The organism is Aromatoleum toluolicum, from assembly GCF_012911005.2.
GTDB classification, from domain to species: Bacteria; Pseudomonadota; Gammaproteobacteria; order Burkholderiales; family Rhodocyclaceae; genus Aromatoleum; species Aromatoleum toluolicum.
Genome location: NZ_WTVS01000050.1, coordinates 19,680 through 43,754 on the forward strand (window position 1 = coordinate 19,680; position 24,075 = coordinate 43,754).

General features: G+C 63.9%; 20 protein-coding genes and 1 tRNA gene. 15 read left to right on the forward strand and 6 right to left on the reverse strand.

Annotated elements, in window-relative coordinates; all coding sequences use genetic code 11:
• Positions 1-31 precede the first annotated feature (31 nt).
• The 9 genes from GPA27_RS20110 (at position 32) to GPA27_RS20150 (ending at position 9,110) form a co-directional block, all read left to right on the forward strand.
• On the forward strand, positions 32-631 hold the full coding sequence (locus GPA27_RS20110; RefSeq protein ID WP_169142273.1) for a c-type cytochrome: 600 nt from the start codon (positions 32-34) through the stop codon (positions 629-631).
• A 165-nt stretch (positions 632-796) separates the two neighbouring features.
• On the forward strand, positions 797-2,437 hold the full coding sequence (locus GPA27_RS20115) for a methyl-accepting chemotaxis protein (RefSeq protein ID WP_256223052.1): 1,641 nt from the start codon (positions 797-799) through the stop codon (positions 2,435-2,437).
• Positions 2,438-2,740: 303 nt separating this feature from the next.
• Complete coding sequence (locus GPA27_RS20120) at positions 2,741-4,612, forward strand: thiamine pyrophosphate-dependent enzyme (protein WP_169142274.1); 1,872 nt, start codon at positions 2,741-2,743, stop codon at positions 4,610-4,612.
• A gap of 8 nt (positions 4,613-4,620) precedes the next feature.
• The gene (locus tag GPA27_RS20125; protein ID WP_169142275.1) at positions 4,621-5,229 is read left to right on the forward strand and encodes an indolepyruvate oxidoreductase subunit beta; all 609 of its coding nucleotides are present in this window, start codon (positions 4,621-4,623) and stop codon (positions 5,227-5,229) included.
• Between the two features lie 177 nt (positions 5,230-5,406).
• Complete coding sequence (gene folD / locus GPA27_RS20130; RefSeq protein WP_169142276.1) at positions 5,407-6,279, forward strand: bifunctional methylenetetrahydrofolate dehydrogenase/methenyltetrahydrofolate cyclohydrolase FolD; 873 nt, start codon at positions 5,407-5,409, stop codon at positions 6,277-6,279.
• Between the two features lie 4 nt (positions 6,280-6,283).
• Positions 6,284-6,787, forward strand: a complete 504-nt coding sequence (gene purE, locus GPA27_RS20135) for a 5-(carboxyamino)imidazole ribonucleotide mutase (RefSeq protein ID WP_169142277.1) — start codon at positions 6,284-6,286, stop codon at positions 6,785-6,787.
• Positions 6,784-7,935 (forward strand): 5-(carboxyamino)imidazole ribonucleotide synthase, encoded by a 1,152-nt coding sequence (locus GPA27_RS20140; protein WP_169142278.1) that lies wholly within the window; start codon positions 6,784-6,786, stop codon positions 7,933-7,935. The genes purE and GPA27_RS20140 overlap by 4 nt, the downstream gene beginning before the upstream one ends.
• On the forward strand, positions 7,922-8,980 hold the full coding sequence (locus GPA27_RS20145) for an L-threonylcarbamoyladenylate synthase (protein ID WP_169142279.1): 1,059 nt from the start codon (positions 7,922-7,924) through the stop codon (positions 8,978-8,980). Before GPA27_RS20140 ends, GPA27_RS20145 begins: the two co-directional genes overlap by 14 nt.
• A 54-nt stretch (positions 8,981-9,034) precedes the next feature.
• Positions 9,035-9,110, forward strand: a tRNA-Ala gene (locus tag GPA27_RS20150).
• 230 nt (positions 9,111-9,340) lie between these two features.
• On the opposite strand, the gene GPA27_RS20155 is transcribed toward GPA27_RS20150, so the two are convergent.
• From GPA27_RS20155 to GPA27_RS20165, 3 genes are read right to left on the reverse strand one after another with little or no spacing between them, the layout of a single operon-like run.
• Entirely contained in the window at positions 9,341-10,618 is a 1,278-nt protein-coding gene (locus tag GPA27_RS20155) for a TniQ family protein (protein WP_169142280.1), read from the reverse strand.
• A complete protein-coding gene (locus GPA27_RS20160) occupies positions 10,618-11,637 on the reverse strand; it encodes an ATP-binding protein (protein ID WP_169142281.1) in 1,020 nt (339 codons plus the stop codon). The genes GPA27_RS20155 and GPA27_RS20160 overlap by 1 nt, the downstream gene beginning before the upstream one ends.
• A gap of 15 nt (positions 11,638-11,652) precedes the next feature.
• Positions 11,653-14,325, reverse strand: coding sequence for a TnsB C-terminal domain-containing protein (locus GPA27_RS20165; protein WP_169142282.1), 2,673 nt, complete (start codon positions 14,323-14,325; stop codon positions 11,653-11,655).
• A gap of 115 nt (positions 14,326-14,440) precedes the next feature.
• On the opposite strand from GPA27_RS20165, the gene GPA27_RS20170 reads away from it, so the two are divergent.
• The 6 genes from GPA27_RS20170 (at position 14,441) to GPA27_RS20195 (ending at position 20,874) form a co-directional block, all read left to right on the forward strand.
• On the forward strand, positions 14,441-14,758 hold the full coding sequence (locus tag GPA27_RS20170; RefSeq protein WP_169142283.1) for a DUF6471 domain-containing protein: 318 nt from the start codon (positions 14,441-14,443) through the stop codon (positions 14,756-14,758).
• Positions 14,759-15,156: 398 nt separating this feature from the next.
• Entirely contained in the window at positions 15,157-15,684 is a 528-nt protein-coding gene (locus GPA27_RS20175; protein ID WP_169142284.1) for an MOSC domain-containing protein, read from the forward strand.
• A gap of 934 nt (positions 15,685-16,618) precedes the next feature.
• The gene (locus GPA27_RS20180; RefSeq protein ID WP_169142285.1) at positions 16,619-17,329 is read left to right on the forward strand and encodes a hypothetical protein; all 711 of its coding nucleotides are present in this window, start codon (positions 16,619-16,621) and stop codon (positions 17,327-17,329) included.
• A complete protein-coding gene (locus GPA27_RS20185; RefSeq protein WP_169142286.1) occupies positions 17,326-18,015 on the forward strand; it encodes a hypothetical protein in 690 nt (229 codons plus the stop codon). Before GPA27_RS20180 ends, GPA27_RS20185 begins: the two co-directional genes overlap by 4 nt.
• Before the next feature lie 9 nt (positions 18,016-18,024).
• Positions 18,025-18,828: a hypothetical protein gene (locus GPA27_RS20190; protein WP_169142287.1), complete on the forward strand. Its 804-nt coding sequence runs from the start codon at positions 18,025-18,027 to the stop codon at positions 18,826-18,828.
• A 966-nt stretch (positions 18,829-19,794) separates the two neighbouring features.
• Positions 19,795-20,874: an IS110 family RNA-guided transposase gene (locus GPA27_RS20195; RefSeq protein WP_169142288.1), complete on the forward strand. Its 1,080-nt coding sequence runs from the start codon at positions 19,795-19,797 to the stop codon at positions 20,872-20,874.
• 441 nt (positions 20,875-21,315) lie between these two features.
• Here GPA27_RS20195 and GPA27_RS20200 read toward each other — a convergent pair whose 3' ends face one another.
• The 3 genes from GPA27_RS20200 to GPA27_RS20210 form a co-directional block, all read right to left on the reverse strand.
• The gene (locus GPA27_RS20200; RefSeq protein ID WP_169142289.1) at positions 21,316-21,966 is read right to left on the reverse strand and encodes a hypothetical protein; all 651 of its coding nucleotides are present in this window, start codon (positions 21,964-21,966) and stop codon (positions 21,316-21,318) included.
• 872 nt (positions 21,967-22,838) lie between these two features.
• The gene (locus GPA27_RS20205; RefSeq protein ID WP_169142290.1) at positions 22,839-23,858 is read right to left on the reverse strand and encodes a tyrosine-type recombinase/integrase; all 1,020 of its coding nucleotides are present in this window, start codon (positions 23,856-23,858) and stop codon (positions 22,839-22,841) included.
• A complete protein-coding gene (locus GPA27_RS20210) occupies positions 23,851-24,000 on the reverse strand; it encodes a hypothetical protein (protein ID WP_169142256.1) in 150 nt (49 codons plus the stop codon). The genes GPA27_RS20205 and GPA27_RS20210 overlap by 8 nt, the downstream gene beginning before the upstream one ends.
• Positions 24,001-24,075 lie beyond the last annotated feature (75 nt).

Genomic DNA, 24,075 nt, shown 5'->3' on the forward strand with positions numbered 1-24,075 from the left:
CGGACGTGCCGCCTGTTGAGGAGGGGGAAACATGAGCGTCGGGAAGTGTCTGGTCGCAGTCCTCATCCTCGCGTGCGCGGCACCGGCCATCGCCGCCCCCGACCGGCCCGTGGAGCAATTGGTCCGCGAGCGCTGCCGCAAGTGCCACGGTGTGAACGGCCTCAGCGGCGAGGCCGAGTTTCCCAAGCTCGCAGGTCAGGACGTCGAGTACCTCACCCGGCAGATGGCCAACTTCAAGACGGGCGTGCGCACCAGCAAGCGCATGAAGCAGCGCGTCGAAGACCTTTCCGGCGGCGAAATGCGCGCGCTGGCCGAATATTTCAGCGCCAAGCCGATGGAGCCGGAGCAGGGCGCCGACCCGGCACAGGTCGACATCGGCCGCCACATCTACTATTCCGGCATCCCGGCAAAAGGTGTCACGGCCTGCACGACCTGCCACGGTCCGCAGGGCCGCGGGGCGATGTACCTGCCACGCCTCGCCGGACAGCACGCGCAATATCTCGCCTCGCAACTGCGTGCCTTCCGCGAACATTCGCGCACCTCGCCCAACATGGTCATGCACACGGTCGTGGAAAACATCGCCGACGCGGAGATCGAGGCGGTCGCGAAATTTCTCAGCGTGATGGAGTGACGCTGGCCAGCGTGCCGGCTCCGCCTTCGCTCTGCCCGCGCCGTGTCGAGCCGGATGCGACTTCCTTGCGCGGGCGGAGCGCTTCTCCTCAAGTTTCCGCCGAGCGATCCGTTAAGCCGACCGTTGCCCACAGGGCTTGTATATGCGTATCCCCGGAGGTGTGTAGTGCTGAATTTGTACAAGTTGAGCGTGGGTTTTCGTCTGCGCCTGATCGTGGTGTTGGCCTTGCTGATGTTTGCCGCGGTGCTGTTCGAGGCGGTCAGCTCGCTGCGCGAAGTGCTGGGGGAGGAGCGCAGCAGCCAGACAAAGCATTCCGTCGAGGTCGTGCACGGCATTCTCGATCATTTCCACAAGCGCGAGACTGCGGGCGAACTCAGCCGCGAGGATGCGCAGAAGGCGGCGATGGCGGTGATCAAGGGCCTGCGCTATGGCGATGGTGAGTACTTCTTCATCACCGACATGCATCCGCGCACCCTGATGCATCCGATCAAGCCGGAGCTCGACGGGCGGGACATGACCGACACCGCCGACCCCAAGGGCAAGCGCCTGTTCGTCGAGTTTGTCAAAGTCGTGCGCAAGGACGGCGCGGGTTTCGTCGATTACCTGTGGCCCAAGCCCGGATCGAGCGAGCCGCAGCCGAAGGTTTCCTACGTCAAGGCATTCGGTCCCTGGGGCTGGATCGTCGGCACCGGTGTGTATGTGAACGATCTGGACTCGCTCTTCTGGGTGCATGCGTCGCATTCCCTGATCCTCGGTGGGGTTGCCACGGTGCTGCTGCTTCTGCTTTCGTGGCGTATCGGGAGCGGCATCCTGCGCCAACTGGGCTGTGAGCCGTCCGCGCTTCAGGCCGCGGCAGAAAGCATCGCTGAGCGTGATCTGACGTCGTCGCTGCACGTGATCCAGGGCGATACGCGCAGCGTCAACTACGCGATGAACCAGATGCAGTCGCGGCTGGCCGAAGTCATCCGGCGCGTGCGCGACAATGCCCACGACGTCACCGACGCCGTGCGCCAGGCCGCCGATGCCGGGCAGGCGATCCACGACGCGGCGCTGCACCAGACCGAAGTCGCCGGCAGCACCGCCGCCGCCATCGAACAGATGGCCGTGAGCATCGCCCATGTGTCCGAGAACACGGACGAGGCGCGCGGCAACTCGCAGCGCACCGCGGAGGTCGCGCAACGCGGCGAGGATCTCGCCCGCGACGCCTCGGAGGGCATTGCCCAGATCTCCGAGACGGTCGCCGGTGCGGCGAAGCAGATCCAGGTGCTGCGCGACCGCTCCGGCGAGATCGGGGAGATCGCCGACGTGATCCGCGAAATCTCCGACCAGACCAATCTGCTCGCGCTCAACGCCGCGATCGAGGCCGCCCGCGCGGGCGAGCAGGGGCGCGGCTTCGCCGTCGTCGCCGACGAAGTGCGCAAGCTCGCCGAGCGTACCGGCGCGGCCACGGCGCAGATCTCACAGGTGATCCAGGCGGTGAAGGCCGAGACCGAAAGCGCGGTCGCGAGCATCGAGCAGATCGTGCCTAAGGTGGATTCCGGCGCACGCCGCTCGCAGCAGGCGGCCGATGCGCTGCGCGAGATCCGCGAGGGGGCACGCGATACGCTGGGCCGCCTCGAGGACGTCGTCTCGTCGATGAAGGAACTGACCGCTGCCAGCAACAGCGTCGCCACCAACATGCAGGAAGTCGCGCAGATGGCCGAGCGCAGCAGCAGCGAAATCCGCAGCAGCACCGAATCGACCGAGAAGCTCAGGCACAGCGCCGAAGCGCTTGAAGCTCTCACCGCAGGGTTTCGCGTCGATTGAGCGCTTAATTGCCCGCTCAAATATATATAGTCTGCTCGGGCTCCTTGTTCCTCCCCCTTCAAGGGCGAGGTTAGGAGGGGGATGGGTTTCGGCCACGTCTGGTTAACCCATCCCCACCCCAACCCTCCCCTTGAAGGGGAGGGAGCGACAGTGCAGCACTGAACCTGACTCACGTAATTGCTTGCCGGGCTAGTGCCCCGTCCAATGCGGGGCATTTTGCCCCGTTTGATCCTGGTCAATAGAGCAAAGTTGACCGATCGGTAAACTTTGCTCTCTCCGATTCATCTCATCCAGGGTCATCCCATGCCTGCCACTCAGACCGTTCCCGCGGCCGCCCGCATGTTCCTCTCCGGCAACGACGCGGTTGCGCGCGCCGTCTGGGAAGCGGGCACCCGCGTCGCCGCCGCCTATCCGGGCACCCCGTCGACCGAGATCCTCGAAATCCTGTCGCGCTATTCCGGTCTGCACACCGAATGGTCGATCAACGAGAAGGTCTCGATGGAAGTGGCCCTCGGCGCCTCGATGGTCGGCGCGCGCGCGTTCTGCGCGATGAAGCACGTGGGCCTCAATGTCGCCTCCGATGCGCTGATGACGATGACCGTCACCGGCACCGAAGGCGGACTCGTGATCGCCGTGGCCGACGATGTCGGCATGTCCTCGTCTCAGAACGAGCAGGATTCGCGCTACTGGGGGCGCTTCGCGCACGTGCCGGTGCTCGAGCCCGCCGACTCGCAGGAAGCCTACGCGATGACGCTCGCCGCCTTCGACCTGTCCGAGCGCCTGAAGAGCCCGGTGATCCTGCGCCTGACGACGCGCATCTGCCATGTGAAAGGCGTGGTGCACACCGGCGAGCGCAACGAGGTCGAACCCAAGGGCTTCGTCAAGGACCCGCGCCACTGGGTCATGGTGCCGGGCAACGCCAAGCCGCGCCTGCCCACGATGTTCGAACGCGAGGCCGCGGCGCGTGCCGAGGCCGAAGTCTCCCCGCTCAACTTTCATGTCGAGGGAAGCGACCGCCGCATCGGCTTCGTCACCTCCGGCCCCACCTTCATGCACGTGCGCGAGGCCTTCCCCGACGCGCCGGTGTTCAAGCTCGGCCTCTCCTGTCCGCCGCCGCTCGAAAGCCTGCGGCGCTTTGCCGCCACGGTCGACACCGTCCTGGTGGTCGAGGAAACCGAGCCGCTGCTCGAAACCGAGATGAAGGCCGCCGGCATCGCCTGCCACGGCAAGGACGTGCTGCCGCGCATCGGCGAGCTCGCCCCCGACGTGCTGGAACCCGCGGTCCGGCGCCTGCGCGGCGAGGTCGTGCCCGCGCCGGAGCATGTCCCGGCGCAGCAGGTCTTCCCGCGCCCGCCGACGATGTGCGTCGCCTGCCCGCACCTGGGCGTGTATTACACCCTGTCGCAGATGCGTAACGTCATCATCTCCGGCGACATCGGCTGCTACACGCTGGGCGCCGGCCACCCGTGGAACGCGCTCGACACCTGCATCTCGATGGGGGCGTCGATGGGCACCGCGCTGGGCATGGACAAGGGGCGCGGCAAGGTGGACGAGAACAAGAAGATCGTCGCGGTGATCGGCGACTCGACCTTCATGCACATGGGCATGCAGGGCCTGCTCGACATCACGTGGAACCGCGGCAACGTCACCGTGCTGCTGCTCGACAACCGCGCCGTCGGCATGACCGGCGGCCAGGACAACCCCGGCACCGGGCGCGACATCCACGGCGAGGAAACCACGCGCGTCGATTTTGCCAAGCTGTGCGAGGCGCTGGGCGTGAAGAAGGAGCGCATCCACGTCCTCGATCCCTACGAATTGCCGGTGCTGTTCAAGGCGCTGCGCGAGGAAACCAAAATCGAGGAGCCCTCGGTCATCATCACCAACCGCCCCTGCGTGCTGATCGACCACTACCAGCCGGCCAAGTCCTACACCGTCGAGGAGGACCGCTGCACCGGTTGCGGCAACTGCGTCGAGGTCGGCTGCCCGGCGATCCACGTCACGCGCCGCGACAAGGTGGTCAAGGCGTCGGGCAAGGAAGTCGACCTCTCCTTCGTGCGCATCGAAACCTCCGCGTGCACCGGTTGCGGCCTGTGCGTGCAGCCCTGCGCGCCCGAGGCCATCGTGCACGCCGATCCCGTGCAAAACGTCCAGTCCGTCCAGTTCGTCAGGAAGTGAGCGCCGCCATGTCCAAGATCACCAACATCCTCGTGTGCGGCGTCGGCGGCCAGGGCGTCATGACGGCGACCGAAATCCTCGCCGAAGCGGCCATCTCGCTCGGCTTCGATGTAAAGAAGACCGAAGTCGCCGGCATGAGCCAGCGCGGTGGGGTCGTTACCTCGCACCTGCGTTTCGGCGACGCCGTCCTGTCGCCGCAGATCGCGCCGGGCGAGGCCGATCTCCTGATCGGCTTCGAATCGGCCGAAGCGCTGCGCTGGAGTCACATGCTGCGCCCGGACGGGGTCGCGCTGGTGAACTCCGGGCGCATCGTGCCGCCGATCGTCAATCTCGGCCTGTTCGACTATCCCGAAGATCCGGTCGCACAGATGCGCGCGTTGGGGCTGACGGTGCATGCGTTCGACGCCAGCTCGCTCGCGATCCAGCTGGGCAACATCCGCCTCGGCAACACCGTGATGCTCGGCGCCTGCGCCGACAGGCTGCCCTTCCCGGCAGAAGTCCTGCGCGACGCCGTGCTGGCCCGTTTCGGCACGCGCAAGCCGCAGCTCGTGGAGGCGAACCGCGGGGCCTTCGAGGCGGGACGCAGGGCGGTCGGCGGCGAGGCGCTGGCGGCGTAGGACGCAGGGCGCGAGGAGCGCAGCGCATCCCGCCAATCCGGGAGCCGAAGCTCGCCCGACGATCGCATGGCGGGATACGCCTTCGGCTCCTCCCGCCCTACGCGCACGCCTCGCGCCGTTCGCACAAACCCCTGATCCTGCGATAAAATCGCGGGTTTTTCCATCAGGGCATCTTCCATGACTGCTCGCATCATCGACGGCAACGCCCTCTCGGCGCGCGTGCGCGGCGAAATCGCCGACCGCGCGGCAACGCTGAGTGCACAGGGGGTGCAACCCTGTCTCGCCGTGATCCTGGTCGGCGACAATCCGGCTTCCGCCGTTTATGTCCGCAACAAGGTGTCCGGCTGCGAAAAGGCCGGTATCCGGTCGCTGCGTTACGATTTCCCGGCCGATGTCGATGCCGCCGAAGTCATGGCGAAGATTGCCGCGCTCAACGCCGACCCTGCCGTGCACGGCATCCTCGTGCAACTGCCGCTGCCCAAGCAGTTCAACGAGGCGGAAGTGCTCGAGGCGATCAGCGTCGACAAGGACGTCGACGGCTTCCACGCCGAGAACGTCGGGCGCCTGTCGCAAGGCCAGGAAGCCTTCCTGCCGTGCACGCCGCATGGCGTCATGAAGATGCTCGAGGCCGAGAACGTGCCGGTGCAGGGCGCCGAGGCCGTCGTCATCGGCCGCTCGAACATCGTCGGCAAGCCGATGGCGATGCTGCTGACCAATGCCGGCGCGACCGTCACCGTGACGCACTCGAAGACGCGCGACCTCGCCTTCCACACCCGTCGCGCCGACATCCTCGTCGCCGCGATCGGCAAGCCGCGCTTCGTCACCGGCGACATGATCAAACCCGGCGCGGTCGTCATCGACGTCGGCATCAACCGCCTGACCGAAGGGCCGGATGCCGGCAAGCTGTGCGGCGACGTCGATTTCGCATCGGCGAAGGACGTCGCGTCGGCGATCACGCCGGTGCCCGGCGGCGTCGGGCCGATGACCATCACCATGCTGCTCGCGAACACCGTAGAGTCGGCCGAACGCGCGCTGCGCAGGAAAGCTTGAAATCATGAGCCCAGCAAACGATAAACCCCTGGTCGGGATCATCATGGGATCGAACTCCGACTGGCCCACCATGCAGGCCGCGGCGAAGATCCTCAAGGAATTCGGCGTCCCCTACGAGGCGCGCGTCGTCTCTGCCCACCGCACGCCGGACCTGATGTTCGCCTATGCGGACACCGCCCGCAGCCGCGGGCTGAAGGCGATCATCGCCGGCGCCGGCGGCGCTGCCCACCTGCCGGGCATGGTCGCCGCGAAGACCACCTTGCCGGTGCTGGGCGTGCCGGTGCAGTCCAAGGCGCTGTCCGGTCAGGATTCGCTGCTGTCCATCGTGCAGATGCCCAAGGGTATCCCGGTGGCGACCTTCGCGATCGGCGAGGCCGGCGCGGCGAACGCGGGCCTCTTCGCCGTCGCGCTGCTCGCCAACGAGGACGTGGCGCTGGCCAAGAAGCTCGAGGAATTCCGCACCCGCCAGACTCAAACGGTGCTCGACATGACGCTGGATGAACAATGATCCTGCCTCCCGCAACCCTGGGAATGCTCGGTGGCGGCCAACTCGGCCGCTTCTTCGTTTCTGCCGCCCATGAAATGGGCTACAAGGTCTGGGTGCTCGACCCCGATGCGAACAGCCCGGCCGGGCTGATCGCCGACCGCCACATCGTCGCCGGCTACGACGACTACACCGCGCTCGACGAACTGGCGAACGGCTGTGCGGCCGTCACGACCGAGTTCGAGAACGTTCCGGCGACGACGCTCGACTACCTCGCCAAGTTCATTCCCGTGCATCCGTCGGCGAGCGCCGTCGCCGTGTGCCAGAACCGCGTCGCCGAAAAGACCTTCCTCGCCGACAACGGCCTGCCGCACGGCCCCTTCGCGGTGATCCGCTGCGAGGAGAACCTGCGCAGCGCGGACGAGGCGCTCTTCCCGGCGGTGCTCAAGGTCGCCCGCTTCGGCTACGACGGCAAGGGCCAGGCGCGCGTCGCCAACCGCGACGAGGCGCTGCACGCCTTCCACCAGTTCGGCGGCGAATCCTGCGTGCTCGAGAAGATGCTCAAGCTCGACAGCGAAATGTCGGTCGTGCTCGCGCGCGACGAGGACGGCGTGGTGCGCTGCTTCCCGGCCGGCGAGAACAGGCACCGCCACGGTATCCTCGACGTCACGATCATGCCGGCGCGCATCGAGCCGGTGCTGGCCGAGCGCGCACGCGACGTGGCGCAGGCCATCGCCGAGCATCTCGACTACGTCGGCACGCTGGGCGTCGAGTTCTTCGTCTGCGGCGGACAGCTCTTCGTCAACGAGATGGCCCCGCGTCCGCACAACAGCGGCCACCACACCATCGACGCCTGCGTCACCAGCCAGTACGAGCAGCAGGTCAAGGCGTTGTGCGGGCTGCCGCTCGGCGAGCCGCGCGCCCACAGCGCCGCGGTGATGGTGAACCTGCTCGGCGAGCTGTGGTACGACGAGGCCGGCGACTACCGCGAACCGGACTGGTCGGTGCTGCAGGCCGTACCCAACCTGCGCGTTCATCTGTATGCCAAGCACCACGCCCGGCCCGGCCGCAAAATGGGCCACTTCACCGTGATCGGCACGGACGCGGAACAGGTTCTCGCCGCCGCGATGCAGGCTCGCGAGGCGATCGGCATCCGCGATGAAGGGCACTGATCCCGCGCTGCTGCCGGACGCCGACGACATCCGGCGCGCCGCTGACCTGCTGCGCGCCGGCGAACTCGTCGGCATGCCGACCGAGACGGTGTACGGCCTTGCGGCCGACGCCCTGAACGTCGACGCCGTCGGCAAGATCTTCAGTGCCAAGGGCCGGCCGGCCGATCACCCGCTGATCGTCCATCTGCCCGATGCCGCACACCTCACGCGCTGGGCGCGTGCCATCCCGAAGGAAGCGATCGCCCTTGCGAACGCCTTCTGGCCCGGCCCGCTGACGCTGATCCTCAAGCGCGAGGAGGGCGTGCCCGACGCCGTCACCGGCGGACAGGACACGGTCGGCCTGCGCGTGCCGGATCACCCCGTCGCGCTCGCGCTGCTGCGTGCATTCGATTCCGGCATCGCTGCGCCGTCCGCCAACCGCTTCGGCCGCATCAGCCCCACCACCGCCGCCCACGTGCGCGAGGAGCTGGGCGACAAGGTCGCGCTGGTGCTCGACGGCGGCCCCTGCCAGGTCGGCATCGAATCGACCATTCTCGACCTCTCGCGCGGCACGCCCGTGATCCTGCGCCCCGGCGCGATCTCCGCCGACGACATCGCCCGCGTCATCGGCCGCCGGCCCGCGACGCGCACAGCTCACGCGGAGGAGGGCGCCGCCGCGGCAGAGTCCAACCAGCCGCGCGTCTCCGGCTCGCTAGCCGCGCACTATGCGCCGCGCACGCCGCTGCAACTCATTCCCGCCGCCCGTCTGGTCGAGGAAGCGGCCACGCTCGCCGGCGAAGGCAGCCGCGTTGCCGTACTGGCACGAACCTGCCCGGACCCCCGGGACGCCCGCCTGATCTGGCGCAACGCCCCGGCAGATCCCGCCGGCTTCGCGCACGAGCTTTACGCCAGCCTGCGCGAACTGGACGCCTGCGGCGCGGACTTCATCGTCGTCGAAGCGCTGCCCGAAACCCCCGACTGGCAAGCCATCGCCGACCGCCTCGGCCGAGCTGCCGTGGGGTCCGGCGATGGCGAAGCAGCGCCCGACGAGCACGACGAAACCTGACCGAAAATTCGCCCTTCCAAATCGGAAAAAGCATCGCTATAATTCGCGGCTCTTGGGCCGATAGCTCAGCTGGGAGAGCGCTGCGTTCGCAATGCAGAGGTCGGGAGTTCGATCCTCCTTCGGTCCACCACGAACAAGTCCGGGATGTTCCGGAGAAAGTGTGCCGTTAAGCATAAAGTGGCCACCAGGCCAATTTATGCTTTATTTCCCGATTGGCCATATTTTGGTTTATTGGGCGCGGCATAGTAGTCTGCTCGATTTGCCTTCGCGGCCAGCGGTCGCGAAGGCGCAAGAGTCAAAAAAACGGGACCGCGAGGTCCCGTTTTTCGTTTCGGGGTGGCCCCCCGGGGATGGTCGGGGCTAGCTGAGGCGCTCGTCCCTTACCGCGGAGATGTGGCGGAAGATGCCGGAAACGGACTGCGCTTCGGTGTCGATCCGATTCCAGATGTCGCGCGCACTCATGCCTGCGTAGCCCGCCGCCAAGCGCTCGTCGAGCACTTGCCCGATTTGCGTGCGCAGGCGTGCCTGACGCTGTTCGCCGAGGGCGGCGCGGTGGCGCTGGTAGCGCTCCGCGAGGGCGCGGGCTTCAAGGTTGGCGCGCAAGTACAGGTTCTTGCGATCGACGCCGAGGCGCTCGCTCGCCTCATGCACCGACACCGGCTGCGGCGCCCGAAGCATCTCGCGCAGCTGAGCCCGGATGGCGTCCCAATCGAGCGCCCGCGACTGAATGCCAGCACGCGGCGATTCGGGGAGCGCAATGGGCATCTGGACCGGTTCGAGGGGTGGCACCCAGTCGGAAACCTCGCCCGCGAAGAGTTGATCGAGCCCGATTGCGCCGTGCAGCGCAATCGTGAGCCACGCACTCAAGGTGGGAATCCCGCCCTTGTTGAGCCAATGCGAGATGCCGCTTTTCGAGAACCCATAGCGGCTCGCGAAGGTACTCGGGCGCCCGTCGGCCATGCGCTCGATGATCGTCTCGAGCAAGGGCACGAGGCCGGTATCGGCAATCTTGGGGCGCGCCTGCAGCATCTGTCCGACCTGACGGGCCATCCACAAGCCTTCCGGCGATGCCGGCCCGGTTTCCGCGTCGCCCAGGAACCCGCCGCATGACGTGCAGTAGCCCGGCACCACGATCGACGAGCGATTGCGCACGTTGCTGCGCTGGCAGTGCGGGCAGGTCGAGGTGAGCTCCACCTTGTGACGCAGGCACGCGGTCACCGGTGCGAGGTCCCACGACAGGCGCAGGTAAGGGTCGGTACCCTTGGCCTTGTCCTCGGCCAGGCAGCATGGGCACCAGCGATCCGATTTCGGCGCCAGACCCGATTTACCCAGCACGGTGCGCCACGGTGCGAGCGTGTGGCGGTCCAGCTCCCCAACGCCGGTGAGCTCGGACAGCCAGGCGGCCCATTGCTCGCTCTCGGGCGACATGCTGGAGAGGTTGCGCTGGTGCCAGCCGTATTTCTCGCACACCTCATGGTTGAAGCGCTGGAGCACCCAGTCGGCAAGCTTCTGCGCCGTCATTCCGTGCGAGTGGGCGAGGCGGCAGAAGTAGCTGGTCAGGCTTTCGACCTCGGGGGTGCCGGCACCCATCGGAGCCAGCGCGTGCAGCGTCGAGCGGGGATTGGGCATCGTGTGCATTACGCAACCCTCCGCGGCGTGGCCGGTTGCGGCGCACTCAGCGTGCGCGTGAGGCCCGGCGCGATGCGCTCCTCGCCCTCCACGATTTCCCGCAGGATCTGCGTCACCTGAGCCTCGGTGAGGAGCGCCCGGCACAAGGTGTCCTCCGACCAACCGCACCGGCCGACCAGGAGGTCCAGGCGAACCAGCACGTCGCGCAGGATGCCGATGCAGCCGAGGGTGTTCCGGTGGAACACCTCCGCGTACCGGAGCAGATCGACCTGCTTGAGCGCAGGAAGGGTTTGCCCGAAGTGCTTGAGGCATCCCTGGAAGGCGCGGATATCCTCGGTAACGTCTTCGCGGTAGCGACTGAAGTGGATCGTGTGCGAACGACGCGCGAGCTGCCCGCTCAGCGAGATGAGCTCGAACAGATCATAGGAACCCAGCAGGATCCACTGCACGCCGCACTCGTTCGACAGCGACTTGAGCGTATCGAACTGCAGCTCGAGCAGGGTCGGGTGGCACTGACGCGCGATATGGGCCGCCTCATCGACCACGATGAAACGGGTGCCACGCTGCTTCAGCGAACGTTCCACCGCGGTTCGCAGGCCAGCCAGGCTGTTCGGGTTCGTGCCGCGCGGCCGTGCCACCCGCCCGGTGGCCGGGTCGATGCCGTAGGCCGTGCGCGGTGCGTCGAGCTCGACGTCGAGCGCATCGAGGATGCGCTTGAAGAAGAGCCGCCACGAGAATTCGCGCTCGCCGGAAGCGGGCGCTTCGACGCGGATGGCGGGGATACAGCCGGGATCGGCGGCAAGGTTCTCTGCGTGATGCTTGGTCGCGGTTTCCACGAGGAAATTGCCCAGTGTCGTCTTGCCCGCGCCCGTGGGGCCGCACAGCAGAAGGAGATTCGCGCTGTTGCCCGCTTCGAGGAGAAGGGAGCATTCCTCGATCGCCGCGGCGATGCGCGAGTGACGGATGCGGGGTCCGCCGATGCGTTGCGCGTCGGTCGAGGCGGTGTTCGAGTGAGTCGTGTTCGTCATGGTCAGCATCAATGGTCAGAAGGTGTCGAAGTCGGGAAGATCGAGGGGCTGCAGAGCCGCGGTCGGCGCGAGGGCCGGCGGCGCAACCCTCTGGGGCTTGGGAAGGTCGAGCGCCTGCGTCGGCGCGGGAAGAGCGGCGAACTGCGAGGGGCTGGCAATCGCGCCGATGCCGACCGCCCGATACAACTCGCGGTTTTCGTGCTGACGCTCGAGCGCCAGTTCGGCCGCACCCTTCGGCGTGAAGACGCGCAGGAACTCGGCAAGCTGTTGGGTCGAGAGCTCGGCGTCCTCGCGCAGGCGGTAACAGCTGCGCATCTCGGTCGAGACCAGCTCGCGCTCCTTGTCCGTGAGCTGTCCGAGCGCGATCAGCGCCTTGCAGTGCGCCGGAACCCAGCGCTTGTCGATCTGCACATAGACCGTCGCGCTGTCCCACGGGTCGTAACGCACCGGCAGCTTGCGGCCATGGAGCGTCGGGTCGCGGAACTCGGGACACCAGTAGAGGAAGTGGTTGTGGACTTTGATCCCACGCTGGCGGTCGACCTTGCGCGTGCCGACGCGACCGACGGTCGGGCAGCTCAGGACGAGGAAGTCCTGGGTCAGGGTGACGATGCGATGCGCGCGGCCGCCCGCGGAGGCGATGCTGCGATCGAAGGCCTCGCACGGGCTCACCCCGAGCGCCGAATGCGGGGCGTTGTCGTAATAGGTGAAGGCCCAGTACTCGATCCCGTAGTAGAGGTATCCCAGGGACCATTCGGCAAGCCGCGAGGGCAGGAACTTTCCGGTGGTGCGGCGCACCTCCTTGAGGGCCTTCGTGTTGCCCGCCAGGTTGTGAATGTATTCCGTGTGCAGGCGGCCGAAGATGCGCTCCATCACCGAACCGTGGCGGGGGCGGCCCGCCGGGCGGTAGCGCACGTGGATGCGCATGAGTTCGGTGAAGCGCTCGAAGTCGGCGCAGCGGAAATCCGCGCCGTTGTCGACCACGATGAACTGCGGCAGGCGCCGGTAGCGGCGCACCATGTCGCGCAGCAGCATCATGTTGGAGCGATACGAGGGCGGGTCGTACGAGAGGTAGAGGCTGACGATCCGACGCGTGTAGGCATCGATGGCGATCGACAGCCACGGCCGGCCGAGCGACTTCCCGGTGCGCAGCGACACCAGTTCGAGGTCGAGCTCGGTGTGGTCCATATGCACGTACTGAAACGCGCGACAGCCGTGCACCGGCGTGTCCGCGTAGAGCACATGGACGAACTCGGCGTTCTGGTAGGCCACGCGGTTGCCGTGCCGCGCCCGGTCTTGCTGCGGCTGCGGGCGAGCCCTGACTCGCGAAATGAACGTCGGATAGGACGGCAGCTGAATGGCCCGTTCGGCGCAGAGAATCCTCAGCTGCCGGTGGCAGTGCTTCAGGTTCGGGGCACGATTGGACTCGAACTCGCGGCGGATGATCTCGTCCATCGCGGCCTCCTGCTCGGTGCTCAGGCGCGGCGTTCGATTGCCGCGGTGGCGCAGGGCCGGGATCAATGCAACGAGTTCATCGGTGCCCGCGAGCTTCGCGATCGACAGCGCTTTCAGTTGGCGACGCTGGGTGCGATTGGGGGTGCTGACACTCTCCAATGCGCGGTGTCGTGCGAGGGCGATGCCCAGCTCGTTCTCGGTGAAATCCGAAAGCCGGATGGCCGAGCCGGGCGCCGGGGGCTGGATCATCCGCACGTCCTGCTCGAGCGCCAAGGCTTCCAGCGTCTTGAGGTGCACCTCGACAGACTTGTGGTCGTCCGAATGGAGAACGACCTTGTTCCCGCCGACCAGCGTGACCGTATAGGGCTGCCCGTCGTACGTCAGGCGGGTGCCTTCGGTGATGTCGAGGGTGCCTGGAGGGGCAAAGGGGGCGGGACGATGCCGGGCGTGCTCGAAATCGCGGACCGCCGTGTCACGAAAGACCCGGCAGCGCGTGGGCTGGCTCAGCAAGGCATGGTCGGGCTCGGTGACGATCAGCCCATCGGCAACCAGCTTGAAGAGGTCGTCCGGACGACAGTCCAGGCGTTCGTAGATTTCGGCCAGATACAGCGTCGCCTCTTCCTGCAGTGCCGCCTTGAGCCGAAGCTCGACCTCAAGCGGGCAGGGAGGCGCCGCAGGGTCGAGATAGTCCTCGAGGAAGAGCGTGTTCTCGACTCTGAGCTGGGGGATGTCGCGGTCGGAGAGTATGCGGTAGCCGATGCCGCGCTCGGCCAGCCACTGTTCGATGCCATCGGATCGCCAGCGATCGCTCGCATCGAGTTGATACCGCCACGGTAAGCGTCGTGCAAGGCGCTCGAGCTTGGACCACGGCTTCCATTCTTCGAGCCAGAGTTCGCGCTCGGTGATGACGAGGAAGTCCGGGGTGTGATCGATGGCATGAATCTCGCCATCGGCGTCGACGAATTCGAACTTCAGCCGGCACGGTTGCGGGAAGTACTCCAGAACCCTCGGATCGTGTTCGTGACCGACTGCGGCCGGGAACTCGAGATGGCGGCTTTCCGTTTCGATCGTGCGCTGCATCTTGCGGCTCTGGTACGGCGTGACGACGTTGCCGCCGCCGCGCGAGGCGACCTGCCGGATCGGCGCGTACTTGGCCGCGTCGAGGGCGAACCGCCTGCCGGCGGCCGGGAGCCCGAGGCGGTCGAGCAGCCGCTCGCGCGCAGAGTTATCAAGCATGGAGGGTTGCCCTCATTGACGTTGGGCAGGGGTATAGGGGCGAGGCGTCACCATGTGTCAAAATTGACTCTAATGGCACCGCCGCCCGGCGTGTGCGATGACTTGGGATCCCTTGATGAAGAAGCCCGGCCGACCGCTTTGCCTTGATCCGCGGGCGCGCCCCGTCGCGACCGAATCGGAGACGATGGACCGTTTGAACTTTGAGGCGGGGCTGCTGGTGAAGCGTGCGATGCGCGCGTCGGGATGGACCTACGCCGATCTCGCCACGGCCCTGCGTGCGATGGGTGTCCGCCGCAGCGCCACGGTTATCAACCGGCGTATCAACCGCGGCAATTTCAGTGCGGGGTTTCTGCTCGCTTGCCTGGCGGCGATGGGGCAGGAGCTGCGACTCAGGAGTGCCACGCCGCGCGAGACGACGGATCGGACCGACTAATTCGTTCCGCATCGCGCGGAACGTGCCGGAAAGCCCTGTCTGGCGCGGTTCTCCGCGCAAAGCGGCATTGCCGGCGGTCGTGCGTTCGGTGGTGCGCATAACCCAGCCCCATTTTGTGGTCCGTTCACAAAATGGGGCCGTGGCGCGATTCCGCGCCGCGCGCTGACTGCACCTTCCCGTTTCGACGGCCTGTTGGGCCGTCGACTAACCTTAGAACATCGATGCCGGGAATCAACCGCAGGGCGGCCGTTCGAATTGGCGCGTCGTGCGCCGGCACAAGGCTTCGGGCTCAGCGAACGGGAACCGAAGCGGCCGCCGGGACATCCTTCCGCAGACGATGGTGTCGCCCGTGCCAAACGGGCGGAATGCCGCCAGTTTGGCGCTTGGGAGGTGTCTCGATGGCCACAGAATCGCTGCTGCAACCGCTGATGAGCCACTTTGCGCAGCCGGGTCGCATAGAAGCGATCTATGTCAGACCGGGGCGCCGCGAGCCGGCGCGTTCGGTCGATAGGGTTCAGGCCGTCGCCGGCCTGGGCCTCGAAGGCGATCGTGCGAGCCTCCGGCGCAGAAATGCTCCGCCTGGCAACCGTCAGGTTACGCTGATCCAGCATGAGCACCTGGTGGCCATCGCGGCCTTCCTGGGTCGCCGTGACATCGACGCGGCGCTGTCACGCCGCAACCTGGTGGTGTCGGGCCTCAATGTGCTGGCGGCCCGCGCGCTGCTCAAAGGGCAGGACGCGATCCACTGCGTAGGGGAGGAGGTGCGGCTGGAAGTGACGGGGCTGTGCGAGCCGTGCTCGAGAATGGAGGAAGTGCTCGATTACGGACGCTACAACGCGATGCGGGGGCACGGTGGCGTGACTGCGCGCGTGTTGTCGGGTGGGAATATTCGCGTTGGCGATGCCGTTCGATGCATCGTCGAGTGAAAGCAGCGTTGGAAGGTCGTTTTGCAGCCGATCTCTTCAGGTTTGCGTCATGCGGCGGCGCTTAAAGCGAAACAGACTCGTCGATGGATCTTTACTACGAGATCAACTCGTTGCTACCGCTCGGGGTATGCAAGTGCGGCACCATCCACAGCTCAGTCGATTGCGCAACGCTGGGGCTCACCATTCCTGAGCAGATAGTGCCACTGCGTCCCTCCGGTCTGGAGGAACGACATCTGTCTTCAGTTCGTTGTGCTGATCACTAGCTTCCGGTCATCGGCCGGACCCGACACTCACGATTTGCCTCGATCCACGATCAACGGCAGCTATGCGGAAGCGGGTCCCAATAGCGGCAGCCGGCCATCACCTGCCGTTGGAGATCCCGTCAGAATTTCCCTCGTCGGATTGTCCTGGATGACCGGTTTTCGGCGACCAACTTGAACCCCGCCTTGGCTCAACTCGGCCTGGAGCTGCCCGTCATTCCTCCTGTGGACCGGTCACTTGGACGTCAGCTCCACGACGGAACCTGCCGGTCACGACAAGGTCACTCCCTCCTGCTCTTCGGCTTTTGCGGATGGCCCTCGACCGGTTCGCCGCTAAGCTGGGCAATGCGCCCATTCACCATTTTCTGTCCTCGCACATTAGCCCTCGGCTCAATGCCCTACCAGAACGGAATCCGGGTGATTGGGCCGAAGGCGGTAGCCTCGCGAGCACCTCGGAGTCCAAACCATCGCGCCCGTCGCTCCCACGCGCTACGCGGAATCTCGATCGCACAACGCCTCGCCACACCGCCGGTACTTGCTGTTGATCTCGCCGGATGCCATGGTACGGATGCGACGAGAGTTTCCGAGTTGCTCCTATTCGAATACCATGCTCCCTCCGGACAGACATTCCTTACGAGGGGACGCCCTTCTTCGCGCAACCCCGAGGCGCACTGATGATTCTCGATTCCTACAGCCTTCACTCGTTAATCGTACAATTTCGGTACCCGAACGCCTTCGAGCTGTGGGACAGAGCCGGCGCTATCGCTCGACGGGTGGCCGCAATCTGGCCCGGTTTGGAGCTCACCGACGCGGATCCTCGCCAGCAAACTCTGCGCGGCAACGGTGTCCAGCTTCAGACGAGCATTGACACGGCCACCGTAACGCTGCGTCGGCCGAAGACCCTTGATGCTCGCAAAATCCAGCAGATCAAGGAGACGTTCGACGTCTGGCGTCAGAGTCTTGAGTTGGAAAATGCCGAACGGGTAAGTACTAGAGGGGTCTATGCGAAGGACTATCGGTCGATACGTGAGGCAAACGCCGCTTTGTTCGCGATGAACCTTATTCGATGGCCTACCACGAAGGTTTTTGATCAACCATTGGACGCTGAATTGAATTCGGTAGACCTGCAATACCGGTTCGAGGATACAAACTCGTTTTCGTTCTTGCGACTAAAGTCAGAACATGTCAAATACGAAGTCGATCTCGACGCCGAGTTTGTGGATCAGACTGAGATTCGAGGCGAAAAATGCCGACTCGTGATCGATTTTGATCGAGGGCTCTTGGGGTCTGTTAGTACAGATAAATTTAGAATGGATGATTGGTTGAAGGGCTTCCAGCACTTGTTACGCAGGGATCTAGAGAAAGTCATCGGGAGTCAGTCATGACCGAGACGCTTGTCCCATTGCAAATGCGTGTCACGGCTAGCGATCCGCCAAATGCTCTTGGCGTTCGATCCGCGTTGTCGAGCGGTACGGTGCTGGTTTGGTCGGAGCAGAAAACGACAATGGTCACGGAATCCGATGCAACTACGCCGGTTGTGAAGGAGTTCCATTCGGACGGGTTGCCGCCGTCGCCAGTTGAACGCGTCTACCCGCAATTATTCGACGACGAGGGGCCTGCTGGTCAAGCGCGGACCCTGATCGTCCGAGCCCTTAATGACGCGAGACTCGCCCTAGATGCCTTTGGGGAAGCGGACCTCGATTCGATCGGAAGCCGATTAGCTGCCATCGCAGCGCTAATGGCAGAAGCCCACCGGCTTACGTATTTTAATGAGAGCCTTGGCGCGGTTGTGTCCTTCATTCGTAGGGCAACGTTGGTAGCAAACAGTGCAGATACGTCGCGCCCAGCATTGAACGCACTAATGCATGTGTTGAAATCCCTCTCCGAGAATCCCGCTATTGATCTCGAGGATGCCGGTGAATTGATTGATATTCTGTCGCATGAGGGATGGTGCGGCGAGCATGAGTTGGGCGCCATGCTGATCGCGGCTGTCTTGGGCGATGTGGATGACTTGGAGGGCGGGGACAGACAGGCTGCCCTCTTCGATGTTATCCCAACGCAGTGCGATTAGGAGACCGTATTGGCGGGTACCTTTCTTGATACGACTATCGTCGTCCAACTGGCAGAAGGCATTGAGTCGGAGCCGTCGCAAACCTTCGTTGCAGCGAATCAGCCCGCAACAATGGCTTTCTATGCGCTGCGTGAGTTATTAGCGGGTCGCGTCAGACTGATATGCGAAACACATAATCGCGTATTGAGTTCAGAAAATCACGCTGAAGCTTTGCTCGCGCTTCATAGTGTTTCGCCAGCAGAAGGACGTAAGAAAGAAGCAAGGCTCCGAGTCCTCGCCGATTCGCTGAAGGCAGTGTTCGCCGAAAATCCCGGCGGTCCTCGGAACGAGATGAAGCGGGAACTCCTCCAAGATCTCTCGATGAGAGCCGCGCAGTTGTGGCGCCGAGCACGCCGACTGACCGGTGTGAACGCGGTGCAACCGCTAGGTTGCTTCTACGGCGGCAAACTCGACCGCGGACCTGCCGGGGAGTTGCGAGGCCCGGGCGATTCTTTCAACTGCTGTAAGACGGAGCGCTGCGCGGCTGCAGCCTATCTCTATGACGACCAAGCCGCGTTGTCAAAGTTGGTTGACGCACTTCACCCTTCGAATCTGGGAGCGGCCGCCGGAAAAAACGAGAACTCACAGCGGCGCAAGGCATTGAAAGAACTGTTGAGCAACGGGCCCACCAACTTCAACAAGAGCCGTTGTCGTGCCCTAGGCGACGCGTATTTCGCAGCCATGTGTCCGCCAGGCTCCGCGGTAGCGACGAGCAATCTCGTCGATTTTCTACCCTTGTGTGAAGCGCTCGGCAAAGACGTCAAGAAACCCTAGCGTTGTTGCTGCGTCGAGTATCTTTTTGAGGGTGGCGTGGGACCACTGCCCCACTCTTGTTCGCTAGATAGAACCAGAGCAGCGACACGACATGAGCGGAACGTCGGCTAGCAACGCGTACGGCTAATCAGTGGCCGCCATGGGTTCAAGGCGCTTCCTCGGCGCTTTCGAAAATGGGGGGCATCTAAAGTCGACCTTTACCTGCCTCAACGACTGTCCCCCCAAAGGCCGACGACCCGTAGTTCGTGGATGGTTCGCAACCGGCGCCTCCTGCCATCCTGCCTGCGCGGGATCGACCGGTCTCTGTGGGTCGAAACGACTCACCAGTCAGTGGCAGCTTTCGGAAAGCGAACCTTCAACGTCGGCTTTCCGGCGATGAATCCGAAGAGTTGTCGGTCGCAACCCGACCCCTATGCGCACAACCGAACTATGGGCAGCGCCAACAGTGCAGTCGGCTGAACACGGCGTGCTTGCTTGACTTCGGAAACGAGAGCGGTCCGGAGCTGCACATAGTTTCCTATGTGCCCGCAATTCGAATTTTCACTTCGGTCACGCGTCGCGCCGCCCGACACGCCGGCTTCACGGCAGCCTGCCACGTTGATGCGCTGGCAATGGTCGCCCGGAAGCATTTCTTGTGTTCGATGAGCCAACAAAACTATGCATAGGCCAGTCGCCTCGTTAGGCGCCCCAGACCTCGATTCCGCGGGATAACTGGACATAGTGGCGATGTGCACATAGGGGTCGCTATGTAGACCTCTACATAACGACCCTGAGCAGACGGTCGCGCCCTGCGAAAGCGGACTCTCAACGTCTGAATTCACCGGTCTGCGCGGCTTTTTGCGCAGGTCCGGTGGAATGACTACAAAGGGACTTCCCACTTCCGCCCGCGGCATTGGCCGCACGGCATCGAAGTGCCAAGATTGAATTGCTGAAGTTCAATCTGAGATCGCGAAAGGGGAAGTCCAAATGAATACTACGACGGTCGGCGTGGATCTGGCAAAGAACGTGTTCGTGGCCTGCATGGCCGACGGCACCGGGCGGGTGCTCGAGACGCGCGAGCTCAACCGCGCCGGGTTTCTCGCGTGGTTGTCGACGCTGCCGCGAGGCACGCTCGTCGGCATGGAAGCCTGCGGCGGCGCGCATTGCTGGGGACGGACGATGCAGTCGCTGGGGCTGGAACCGCGGCTGATGGCAGCGGAGTTCGTGCGCCCGTACCGCAAGCGCCAGGCGGTGAAGAACGACCGGGCGGATGCGGCCGCGGTCGTCGCCGCCTTGCTCGCGCCGGGAATGCGCTTCATCCCGGTGAAGACTGAGGCGCAGCAACAGCGGCTCGCCTGGCACAGCTTGAGGCTCGGATGGATCGAGGAGCGCACCGCGCTCTTGAACCGCATCCGGGGCCTGCTCGCCGAATTCGGGATGGTGGTCGACACCGGCGCGATTCGGCTGCGGCGTAAGCTTGCCGAGCACGAATTCGACACCGCGCAGCCCGCGCCGATCCGCCACCTGATTCAAAGCGTGCGCGACCAGCTCGACGCCCTCGATCTGCGGATCGCCGAATGCGACCGGCAGATTGCCGCTCAACAAGCGGATGACGCCGCCGCCCGGCGGGTACGCGAGCTGCCCGGCGTCGGCGTGCTCACTGCTGATGCAGTGGTCGCCAGCGTTGGCGACGCCACCATGTTCCACAACGGTCGCCAGTTCGCCGCGTGGCTCGGCCTCACGCCGAGCCAGCATTCCAGTGGCGGCAAACCCAAACTCGGTCGCATTACCCGACGCGGCGACGATTACCTGCGAACGCTGCTCGTACAAGGGGCTCGCAGCGTGCTCGCCGCCGCCCTGCGCAAGGCTCGCAATACACCCGAAGCGCTCACCCGGCTGCAGCAATGGATCGTGACACTCAACGGGCGCGTCGGTTACCACAAAACCCTGGTAGCGATCGCCAACAAGCACGCCCGCCAGGTGTGGGCGGTGCTCGCCAAGGGCGAAGCCTACAACCCCGAGGCATGGCGTCAGGGGCACGACTCGGTCGCGGAACCGGCGCGCTGAGACCACCGCATCACCCGAAGGTGTTCGCATGACTGCACGCACGCGATAGACAAACAGGTCAGACCGACCGGCTGAGAGCCTGGCTAACCTGATGGCCGACCAACAGGGTGTCGCGGCTGATCCCCGTGCCCCGGCCGAGCCGACGAACGATCGAGGCCAGCCGGTGCGGTTAATCGCATGGCCCCGGCGCGGTTCGCGCCGAACGGTGCGGTTAATCGCATGGCCCCGGCGCGGTTCGCGCCGAACAAGGCCGATTAGGGAAAGGCAGTCTGCTCTGTCTTTGTCCATGGCGATGTTGGCAGTCGAAAACCAGTCACGTGTGTGCGTGATCGCGGAGGTCTGAAATTGAGTACGTGATCGAGGTCATGATCGGCCTGCGGCCGGTCTGCAAGGAAGTGGAGTTGACGGGAAGTCCCTTAGGGATTGTTAGGCCAATTTGAGCTACTCGATTACCTGGGAAAACCGAGAGTTTTTTCTGGGCATCAAAGTCTCGTGAAGCGTAAGCATTTCATGAAATATGTCCCCAAGCACTGCTACGTGATGTGCACCAGAAGCCTCATTTCCGCTCTCTGCGGCGATTCGGGCCTCCTCCATTGCCTTAAGATAGCCGTCAGATAAATTGACGGCGAAGGATAGGAAATAGTCGGACTCCAACTTAGAGCATGACCAATCTTTCCACTTTGCATTCAGCTTCCGCAGCTGCTCGACTGAAACCAATTCTTTGACTTCACCAGTAGGCTGTTTAATCCAGCTCACAGTGTCGTCGTTGGGGGGCAGCTGTGTGCCGATCAGTGTTGCTTGCCTCCACATCTCTGTATAAATAACCGCAAAGCTGACTGATGACTCATACTTTTCTGGGTTATCCAAGTTATTGAGTTCAGCGATCAAGATGGAAACAAATGCCCTGGACAGCTCATCAAGATATGAACCTTCGCGGGGCACCTTAACAGGTGCCCCTTGTACACAAGAGGCGCCCTTCAAATACGCCATCAGATTCTTGTTGACGTGGTCTCGACTATCTCGAATTGCGTTCCAATCCAAAGGAGCTACAAGCCCGCCCTTTGCTCTACACAGAGTTGCTGATCGACCCATTTTCATCTCCTCATGTGACGCTTTGCAAAATAGCCTCCTTCCGCGTCGAAGAACGAAGGCCTAACGTATGGTCGACACCACGCGTCGTGCGAAAGGTGTTATTGGACATGTCGCATAAACTTGGCAACCGCATGGATGCCTTTACGGTGCAACGTTCAATGCGTAGCGCTCACCGGGCGGTTGTGCAATAACGTGAAAGCCCGCTATCTCTGAACTGGGCGACAGTCCGCGCGGCATCTTCTACCATGTCCGCGTGTGGACAAATCCGCACTGGCTATCTTGAAGCATATTTCGAGCGCGCGTTGCAAATGACTGTTTTTTTGTCGTTTCATACATGCAGCGTGGCTAATATGTAAAGTTCAGCGACATCGATGGCGTGTCACTTATCCGGGTTGTTCACCTACGGCTTCCTCAGTTCTCCGACGTTCAATCAACCTCTTATCGCGGGTGGGCTCGCAACCTTCCCAAGCAGAACTTTCGCTGAAGGGATGCTGGGGTTCAAGGATGGATAAGTGACGGCTTTTGGGGTGATCGGGTGAATGACCGGTCGTGGCCGGGTGTGTGAGATCACGAACGGCTGCTTCCTGGCAGCGAAACTCACGAAAGGCCCCCTTGCCTGAGCGGCGGCTTCCGGGAAGTCTGTATGCCCGCTTCGGGTCGGGTCCGGCTATAGCGTGAAGTGACAAGCAGTCATTGGCCGCCACAAGCAGGCGAGCGACGGGTGACCGACGCATTGCCGCCCGACGCCGGCATCGGGCCCAAGGTCAGCATTGGCCGATTATGCAAAGTGCCCGATTATGGAAAGTGATGGGTCGGAACGCGTCCCGAACGCGGATTGGCAGCGGCAGGTAAGGATTCCGACCTTCACATAATCACAGAGACTTCAGGAAGCCGATGAGCGAGTCGGGTGCCCGGTAGCGCTGAATCGTGGTCGCCGGTTCGTGAAGCCTCGCCAAGGCACGCTCCTTCATGGTCAGGTCGGCCTCGACGTAGTGATGGGTGGTTGCAGGGCTCTCGTGTCCGAGCCAGAGTGCGATCACGCTGATGTCGATGCCGGCCTGCAACAGGTGCATTGCTGTCGTATGCCGGATGGTGTGAGGCGAGACGCGCCGCTTCGCCAAGTCAGGGAATGCATCGGTTGCCGACTGCACCGCCAACGCCAGTCTCAAGGTGACATTGGTTCGCGTCATGGTTTGGCCGTTTCGGTTTGGCAGCAAGGGTGACGCCGCGTCGAACTGCGGATTCAAGCGCATCCAGGCGCGGATTGCCTTGACCGTCGAGCGCCACAGCGGAACGCTGCGTTGCTTGCGGCCTTTGCCAAGCAGATGAACGCAGGCAGCGCCGGCGTCGAGCACGACATCGCCGACCTTGACCGCGGTGATCTCGGAAACGCGAGCGCCGATGTTGTACAGCATCAGGAACAGCAGATGATCCCGATGGCCAATCCAAGTTCCGTCTGGCGTGCCGATCACAGCGAGCATCTCATCGCGAGTCAGGTAGCCGAACATTGGTCGCTCGAAGCGCTTCACCGGAACCCCGAGCGCGCGCTCGATCACCTGCAGCGACGACACGACACGGTGGGCGGCAAAACTCAGGAATGACCGCAGTGCTGCCAAACGGGCATTGCGGCTACGCACGGAATTGTGTCGTTGGCATTCGAGATGGTCGAGGAAGGCCATGATCAGATCCGGCGTGATGTCGGCCAGTGCCATCGCGGTCGGAGCCTTGCCGAGACGAGACTCGGCAAATCCGAGGAACAGCAGGAAAGCATCGCGGTAAGCGGCGATCGTTTGCGGGCTCAAGGCCCGGTGCTGCGTCAGATGCTCGGCGAAGTAAGCTTGTACGAGCGCGGCAAATGACGGCGGCGGTTTCGGTGGCTTGACCTTACTCATCGCCGTCTCCCGCGAGATCGGCGAAGCGCTCGAACTTGCCGCCGGCCAGCGTCATCAACTCGGGAACGGCCGTCAGATACCAGTACGTGTGTAAGCGGTAACTGACCGGCGTTATTCCAGGGCACGTGATCGACGTGGACAATTGCCTCCAGGGTCAACAATGGAGGGATCGTTCATGGCAGGGGTGCTCAAGCGCAAATGGCGCCGGCGCAGCCGA